Here is a 7,999-nt window from a genome sequence, read left to right on the forward strand (position 1 = left end):
CTCCCTTATTGATTCAACTATCCATTCTTTTCACTAGAATCCTCTTGGCGTTTTTTTACCACATTAGGTCCTGTTACTAGAACTGTATCCACTGGTTCATAATAAGAGTTAAAAGTATACGTAGAAGAGCGACCATCGCCATATACTATGGTTCGAGTCGTATCTACAGAAATTCCCTCATGACCTGCTTCCTCAACAGTTTCTTCTTTCACAGTGTCATCAATTTTTTCTATCTTTTTATTAGGAATTTTTTGTTCCTTGCCTTTCGTGATACTAACGGATTGTGGTACATCTTCTTTCGCTCCTAGAATAGTGATGGTCACATAGCCAGCGCCCTCTTCGGCAATCACATAGATAGGATGGGCATAAGGATTTTTAAATTGAAAGTCTATATAGCCCCACGCCACAGTAGCATCTAACCCAACTGAAATATAGGACACTGGTGCAAAATGCGTATCACGTTCTACAATATCCATACCAGATAATAATGCCGTATTGAACAAGGTAGAGCTTACTTGACATATGCCGCCACCAATACCTGGCACTAATCGCCCGCCCATAAATACAGGCGCATCATCATAGCCCGCTTCAGGAGTACGTTCTCCTACCACTTGATTGAAGGAGAAAATACCACCTGCAGGAATCAAGGTTTGATGAATTTTTTGAGATGCTAAATGAATATTATGAGCTCGACTTGTATTAGATCCATCAAAATACGTCGTGAAAGACCCTAATATGGACGTAATAGACACTAAATCTTTATCCGTTATCGTAGGCTGTGCAGACTCATTGATAACAAGTTCTAGGGTCTCTATCTTCCCTTCTTGTAGCTGTTCTTGCAAACGTCTCATCGTAGCTGTCACATCCAATTTACGTCCTACCTTAGCTGGCTGATGTACCACTGTGTTACCTTCTAAAGTAACAGTGGCATTGGCCCCTACTTGTCCCATAGCCTTAGCATAATTCATAAAGTAGGACTCAGCCATAGGTCCATCTACTTTATAGCGAATGTTCATCTCCTTTCCATGGAGCAACGCATCCACTCGGTGCATGACATAAGTCATGACATCACTTTCATAGCCATAAGCCATTACATCAGTGACAGTTCCTATTCTATCTATGGTAATTCCTAAATCCGCTAGATAAATAGTTGTTTCTTTTCCCTTAGGATCCACTATACGAATCGATTGTGATTGTGTATTCCGCTCTTGTAGGTAGCTATCTACTTCATCCATGCTTTGATGGGATAGACTATGACCGTCTAAGGTTAATCCATAAATAGTCTTTCCTGTAGGCCATGCAAGCCCTGTTACAGCTCCCCCCACGACAGCTACGAAGGCTGCCACAGTGGCAATATACTTTCCTTTCATACTTCTCCTAGTTTGCACAATAGGCTAAACAAATATCTTGAAATTGACTCATATCTGCTATACCTTGACGGCTTTGTAAAATTAAATGATACAGCTGGCTAATCAACTTTGCCACCGCTGGAATTTGAATTTTTCGGCGCGCTTCAAAGGCTAATTTAATGGTATAAGGATTGGCTTTCATCCCCTTTTCCTTAAATAAACTTTGAATCTCAGGTAATGTCATCCCATAATAGGCACATTCACTAACCATGAGCTGCAAATGCATTTGATTATGCACATAGGCCATCGCCATATCTACACTTTTATTCTTAAGCATAGATGGAAATAAATCTAGCAACGTTCGTGCATCTTTAGCCAATAAAGCATCTTTAAAGCGGAAAATATTTTTCTCTCCAAAGTCTGTCATATGCTCTTTCAAAAATGACGCTGTTATGGATTCTCCTTTATTGAGTAAGAGGAACAATCGATCAAATTCTGTGCGCAAAAATGCTAAGGGCACATCTTTCCACAAATCTACCAAGTCACGTACATATGCCATGCCATCAGGATCTATCTTTTGCTTATGCGCCTTACAATATTGTTGTATCCACTGAAAGAGAGCTTCTCCATCTACTTTTTCAAACTTAAAGGATTCTACAGCTCCCAAAAACGCTTTATTTCCTTGTAGCCGTCCATCAATAGTTTCGGTATACACTAGAATAATAGGGTCTTCTCCACTATAACTTTGTAAATAATCTCGCAAACCTTGCCATTCTGGAGCCATCTTTTTCTTCGGTTTATCAAAGATAGGCAAATGGACAAGCAAAAATACTCGTGGTTCACCAAAGAGGGATACTTCTTGTAATTGTCCTAAAATAGAACCGGGACCTTGCTCCTCACGCAAGGTAAGCAAGGTCCGATCTGTATATTGATGTAAGAGATTCTGTTTTTTTTCTTCTAATAATTGTGGTTCATCTCCATAGAGTAATGTAACCATCTGTCACCTCTTATAATGTTACTACATTGTCTTCATCACTGCCTACAATATACACGCCTTCCTCTACATCAAATTGACTATGCAAGGTACTCCATACGATAAACTGCGTTATCCCTTGTTCTTGATAGTGCAACAATTGATTACTAGCTGTGAGGCCATATATTGTATTCATTTCTCTCTTAGTATTATACACTATTTCTTGAACTTTTTCTCCTTCTTTTCTAGGGTGAAAATGAAACTTTCTCTGTCCTGTTACGATAATTTCATAGCCTGCTTTGGTATGAAGTTGTACAGATAGCCAATCTAGTGTTAGCTCTTTACCAGCTTGTCCTTTACTGTATAGATGTTCTAAGGTATCAACATGCGTATATCCCTTCTGATACCCCTCTATAAAAACACCATTCCACTGACTAAATCCACGATGATGCAAGGCATCTACACATTGTTTCATAGCTCGCGGTGAAATATCGCCATTCTTAGCATCTATATAGAGGTATGCCTCCCTATGAAAGCCTGTTTTGCAGATCATGAAAGCTGGTCCTGAAGAGATAGCGATAGGCACCACTTGTACCGTTGGTTTCACATAGGATAGTCCTAAGGGCAACATACCTAGTACTAATAGTGCAATGCTAGCAATCCTATTCCATGCTACTTGAATAGGCGCTTTCAGTGCCAATAGCCAATATACATACCCTACGCCCATATACCATACTACCACTAACCACAACTGCATGGGCGGTGACCACAATAATCCTAGATTACGGATAGCAAATAAAAGAGACATGCTGGCTTTCAAAATAAAACCTAAGAGGGACCACCCTAATGTAAAGGTAAATACTACATTAAGCAAAGATAGGCACAGTCCTACAATGATGGCTATATCTAACAAGGGACCTACAATCAGATTAGACAAGATACTAAGAAAGCTGAGAATATGAAAATAATACAATTCTATAGGAAAGATGAGAACTTGTGCGGATATACATAGGGCGATACCTTTTGAGATAGGATTCGGCGGAAACAATCGATACACATAGGGATACAATCCAATGATGCCCAAGGTGGACCCAAAGGATAAAACAAAACTAATATCTACCGCGAACAATGGTTTCCACAACAGCAAACATAAGGCAGATAATAAGAGCGCATGTAACGCCCGATACGTACCGCCATGCATAACTACGTATCCGCTTAATAGCCCCATCATGGCAGAGCGTAATACTGGTGGGCTCCAGCCCACAATCGTACAGTACAGTAAAATCAAAGTACAGGTGATGGAAAATTCTATACCTTTACGTAACTGCAATCGTTGTAGCAAGGTCGAAATAATGAGAAATAACAAAGCAATATGTGAGCCCGATACCGACAAAATATGGATAAGCCCTGTTTCACTGAATAACTTCACCATTGTTTCTGGCAACATAGTATATTGACCACCCAATACTAAGGAAGAGCCTAAGATAGATATGGATGGATCCAAATTCTCTTCAAATTGTTGCGCCACCCAATGATGAACCTTATCTAAGTAAGCACCGATAGTATACCCCGCATCAACTAGCCGTATACTTAGGGTTTTCTCTACTGTATAGGTACCTTCTATAGTTCCTTGGTACAAATTGCCTTGTAGCCCATCATTGATATGTCTCGTTTTCATAGACAACGCACCACTTTGCTCATAATACGTAAAGCCTTTCACGGTACCACGAATGATGTAGCGGTCTCCCATATGAATTGTTGGCTCTCCTGGTACATACACTCGAATACTGCCCTTTGCTGGAACATGCTCTGTAGTGCCATTTTTATCGACATCCATTCCTTCCACAGTAGCATCTACCATGGTCATAATCCCATCTAAAGTCACAGTAGACTGTGGATTGCTAGTGAACTGTACATAATAAGCACCATCGGCACCATAATAGAAAGGTCTATCTTCAAAATAGTGTGTAATGACTCGATCTGTATGTATATATCCTATGCTTGCAAACGTACACATAATGCCTACCATGGCTACTACATATCGTAACGATGTATAGGTAGGTTTATTTCGTTGTTCATACCCACGTAATCCTACTATCCCAAAGATACCAAATATAGTAATAATACTTAACCAATGCATGAGGTAGGTATGTAATTCATTTTGATATAATCCAATACAAATGCCTAATAGTATTCCCAATATGCTAGTAATACCTAAGTCTATTGGCTTTGGTAACCATTTCATAATCGCACTTTCTCCACAATTTTTTTATACAATGCTGGACCTATGCCCTTCACATGTCGTAATTCTTCTAAACTCTTAAAGGGACCATGCTCTTGACGATAGTCCACAATCTTCTTAGCCATCTTCGGTCCTATACCAGATACTTTTTGTAACTCTGCTTCCGATCCATCATTAATGGATATGTTTTGTTTCCGTAATAATTCTTCTGGGCTACCGTGAAAATTAAAGTCTACATGAATATGTGTACTTTCTTCTAAGGTATCCTGTAGCTGTAGATGATTGACATCTGCGTAAGGCAATAGTCCTTTACTCGTCTCAATAGCCGCTTTCACTGTTGCAGGGCTTTGTAGTTCATACAACCCCGGTTCTTCTACAGCGCCTGTAACATACACCAAAATTGTAGTTGCTTTCGTTTCCTTCTCCACTGGGCCACCTCGGTCCCCTTTTTCTGATTGTTTCACAATCTTTGGAGTACCTGATGGTAATTCATCGCCTTTCATGGGTGTATCTGCTATAATAAGATAGTATCCACATACACACAGTAGGAATAGGAATAGACATAGGATGATGCCAATTCGTTTTTGATTTGTTACTTTCATTCTATCACATCCTTTCAAGCAAAAGGTTCGTCATAGATGAGTCATATCCTTTAAAATTTACTACCAGTATATATTCGGAGGTATTATGAAAGAAGATTTACAACAATATGCCCGTCTTTTACTACAAGAAGGTGTCAATTTACAACAAGACCAACTGTTGGTCATCAACGGAGATGTTGAAAATAAAGATTTTGTATATATCGTTGTGGACGAAGCCTATGCACTTGGCGCCAAAGATGTGCACATTAATTGGCGTAGCACTATCACAGCTAAGTCTCGTTTATCCAATGTAAAAGATGAGGTCTTATCTAATCCCGCGCCTTGGATTAAAGATATGTATCACTATATCCTTGATTCCAACGCCTGTATTTTATCCTTAATCAGTGCGAATCCATTTGCTTATGAAGGTGTGCCCTCTGAAAAAATCGCTCTCGCCTCTCGTAGCATGGGCAAGTTAACTAAATTTTACCACGAGGCCATTATGGATTCTACCCTTACTTGGTGTGTAGCCTCAGTAGCCACTCTCACATGGGCTGATTTGCTTGGTTATGAGGGCACAGAAGAAGAAAAAATCAACCACTTATGGAATACTATCTTTACCTTATGTCGTATGAAACACGTACCAGAAGAAGAATCCTTCCCCAACCATTTAGATCGCCTTGCTAAGCGCACCAAAACACTGAATGATTTACAGTTGGTATCCTTACATTATACCTGTCCAAACGGCACAGACTTAACTTTACAAATGCCAGAAGGGCACTTATGGTTAGGTGGTAAAGAATCGTCTAAAAAAGGAATTATCTTTGATGCCAACATTCCAACAGAAGAAGTATTTTCTGCACCGCACTATACAGGTGCCAATGGCATCGTGTATTCTACGAAACCATTAATCTATGATGGAAACCGTATCGAAGATTTCCACATCACATTCAAAGACGGAAAAGTCGTTGACTACGATGCCAAGCTAGGACGAGAGTATTTAACAAATCTGATTGAGACAGATGAAAATTCTTGCTATTTAGGAGAAGTAGCTCTTGTAGACCACTACTCCCCTATTAGCCAATCCAATATGATTTTCTTTGAAACCTTGTACGATGAAAATGCATCTTGTCACTTGGCATTAGGTGCTGCCTATCCAACTTGTTTGGAACATAGCGATGGATTATCTCAAGAAGAGTTACGTGCTCGTGGACTAAATACATCCTTAGTTCATACGGACTTTATGATTGGTCACGAAAACATGAACATCATGGGCACTACAAAAGATGGGAAAACAGTTCCTATTATGATTGAAGGAAGATTGCAGGTATAGGAAAACTCTATTTACATAATACTATACTTTTTCCCTTGCAATCATCAGAACTTCCCCACTTATTGGAGTCTGTAAGGACTAACATATAGTAATATAAAAAAGAGGTACATTGCATCACAGCAATGCGCCTCTTTTTGTTTGCCTAAGTTTCATATGTACGTATCTAGTATCAACTAACGTCCTTATGAGCATCTCATAGTAAATTAATGTGTAGAGCTTATAACAATGTATCCACAGCAATATTCACTATTATATCTGATGGGCTTTCACAGATGTAATCAGCACCAGCAGTTTCTAGCTCTTCTACTGAACCATAGCCATAGGATACCCCCATAGCCACACAGTTTAATTCTTTGGCAGCTTCCATATCGTATTTACGATCTCCCACCATATACCAACGAGAGATTTTATATTTTAGTTCAGTTACCTTTTTCATATCTTGTAAGGCTTCTTGCAAGATATCTTTTTTATGTACTAACCCAATGTCTCGATTAGCTCCGCGAATGACTTCAAAGTATTGATCCAGTTTGAAATGCTTAATAATATCCTTCGCTTGTTCTTCTGGTTTTGCCGTAGCAATCCCAACATAAGCACCCGTCTTACGGAGTGCTTTTAAGGCTTCTTCAATTTGGGGATACACTGCATTTTCATATTTTCCTACGGAATCATACCGTTCTTTGAAAAAATTGTAGGCTTGCTCCACCTCTTCATCTATCATATGGCAATGTTCTTTAAAAGAATCTGCCAAGGGTGGACCAATAAACAATTGTAATGTCTTTTCATCAGGAATGGGATAGTTCATACTCGTTAAGGCATGACGTATAGATTTTAAAATCCCTTCATGAGAATCAGTTAATGTTCCATCTAAATCAAAAATAACACAAATCATATTAACTCCTATATAGTATCTAACATATCATTTTGTATGTGCATATACACACTATTACCTAGTTTACCATCAACTCAACTATATCATTACTTATGATAATATCTAAGCTCGTATATGCTCTTTCCAATTCTAATCCATCTCCCAAAAATATTCTATATAAAACACAGAATCATCCACCTTATATACTATAAAAGCTTTATGAACATCCTTTACAATACAAGAATTGCAGAGTATACTATATATAGAAAAGTTTCTATATATAGGAGGACAGTATGGAAGATAATCAAATTCCTACGGCCATTTTAGATAAATTAACAAAAGTTTGTACTTGCCGTAGTATTACAAGAAAAGCAATTAAGGAAGCCATCTTAGATGGTTGTGATACATTCCCTAAAATTAGAGAGCGCACTAGTGCTGGTACCGGTGCATGCGGTGGCAAAGGTTGTGGCCCAAGAGTGGTAAAACTATTAAAAGAACACCAAGAAGGGCAATGGTAATCTACCAACGTAAGAACCATAAGATAGGTGATATAATCGCCTATCTTTTTTTATATACCTTGAATTGTCAAGTCAAATGCAACTCTACTGAATGATAAACCTCGTATGGGGTTTTCCAATTTAAGCATTTGCGCG

At 38.8% G+C, this 7,999-nt stretch carries 7 protein-coding genes; 2 read left to right on the top strand and 5 right to left on the bottom strand.

Annotation, left to right across the window (positions count from 1 at the left end):
- Positions 1–17 precede the first annotated feature (17 nt).
- Genes EO118_RS04385 through EO118_RS04400 form a run of 4 tightly spaced genes read right to left on the bottom strand, consistent with a single transcriptional unit; the run spans position 18 to position 5,166 of the window.
- Positions 18–1,370 carry a VanW family protein gene (locus tag EO118_RS04385; RefSeq protein ID WP_127068810.1) on the bottom strand — a complete coding sequence of 451 codons (1,353 nt, stop codon included), beginning with the start codon at positions 1,368–1,370 and terminating at the stop codon, positions 18–20.
- 7 nt (positions 1,371–1,377) lie between these two features.
- On the bottom strand, positions 1,378–2,346 hold the full coding sequence (gene holA / locus EO118_RS04390) for a DNA polymerase III subunit delta (protein WP_127068811.1): 969 nt from the start codon (positions 2,344–2,346) through the stop codon (positions 1,378–1,380).
- A 10-nt stretch (positions 2,347–2,356) separates the two neighbouring features.
- Positions 2,357–4,567, bottom strand: a complete 2,211-nt coding sequence (locus EO118_RS04395; RefSeq protein ID WP_127068812.1) for a ComEC/Rec2 family competence protein — start codon at positions 4,565–4,567, stop codon at positions 2,357–2,359.
- On the bottom strand, positions 4,564–5,166 hold the full coding sequence (locus tag EO118_RS04400; protein WP_127068813.1) for a helix-hairpin-helix domain-containing protein: 603 nt from the start codon (positions 5,164–5,166) through the stop codon (positions 4,564–4,566). The genes EO118_RS04395 and EO118_RS04400 overlap by 4 nt, the downstream gene beginning before the upstream one ends.
- Positions 5,167–5,251: 85 nt before the next feature.
- Here EO118_RS04400 and EO118_RS04405 point away from each other — a divergent pair, with 85 nt between their 5' ends.
- On the top strand, positions 5,252–6,478 hold the full coding sequence (locus EO118_RS04405; RefSeq protein WP_127068814.1) for an aminopeptidase: 1,227 nt from the start codon (positions 5,252–5,254) through the stop codon (positions 6,476–6,478).
- 217 nt (positions 6,479–6,695) lie between these two features.
- Here the strand turns inward: EO118_RS04405 and EO118_RS04410 are convergent, their stop codons facing one another.
- Positions 6,696–7,367: an HAD hydrolase-like protein gene (locus tag EO118_RS04410; RefSeq protein WP_127068815.1), complete on the bottom strand. Its 672-nt coding sequence runs from the start codon at positions 7,365–7,367 to the stop codon at positions 6,696–6,698.
- A 272-nt stretch (positions 7,368–7,639) separates the two neighbouring features.
- On the opposite strand from EO118_RS04410, the gene EO118_RS04415 reads away from it, so the two are divergent.
- Positions 7,640–7,864 carry a (2Fe-2S)-binding protein gene (locus tag EO118_RS04415; RefSeq protein WP_009353629.1) on the top strand — a complete coding sequence of 75 codons (225 nt, stop codon included), beginning with the start codon at positions 7,640–7,642 and terminating at the stop codon, positions 7,862–7,864.
- The last annotated feature ends 135 nt before the right edge of the window (positions 7,865–7,999 follow it).

Origin of the sequence: Veillonella sp. 3891 (assembly GCF_003992315.1) — a bacterium.
GTDB lineage: Bacteria > Bacillota > Negativicutes > Veillonellales > Veillonellaceae > F0422.

Coding starts and splice junctions, on each gene's coding strand:
- EO118_RS04385 (WP_127068810.1), bottom strand. CDS start 1,370: ATGAAAGGAAAGTATATTGCCACTGTGGCAGCCTTCGTAGCTGTCGTG.
- holA (WP_127068811.1), bottom strand. CDS start 2,346: ATGGTTACATTACTCTATGGAGATGAACCACAATTATTAGAAGAAAAA.
- EO118_RS04395 (WP_127068812.1), bottom strand. CDS start 4,567: ATGAAATGGTTACCAAAGCCAATAGACTTAGGTATTACTAGCATATTG.
- EO118_RS04400 (WP_127068813.1), bottom strand. CDS start 5,166: ATGAAAGTAACAAATCAAAAACGAATTGGCATCATCCTATGTCTATTC.
- EO118_RS04405 (WP_127068814.1), top strand. CDS start 5,252: ATGAAAGAAGATTTACAACAATATGCCCGTCTTTTACTACAAGAAGGT.
- EO118_RS04410 (WP_127068815.1), bottom strand. CDS start 7,367: ATGATTTGTGTTATTTTTGATTTAGATGGAACATTAACTGATTCTCAT.
- EO118_RS04415 (WP_009353629.1), top strand. CDS start 7,640: ATGGAAGATAATCAAATTCCTACGGCCATTTTAGATAAATTAACAAAA.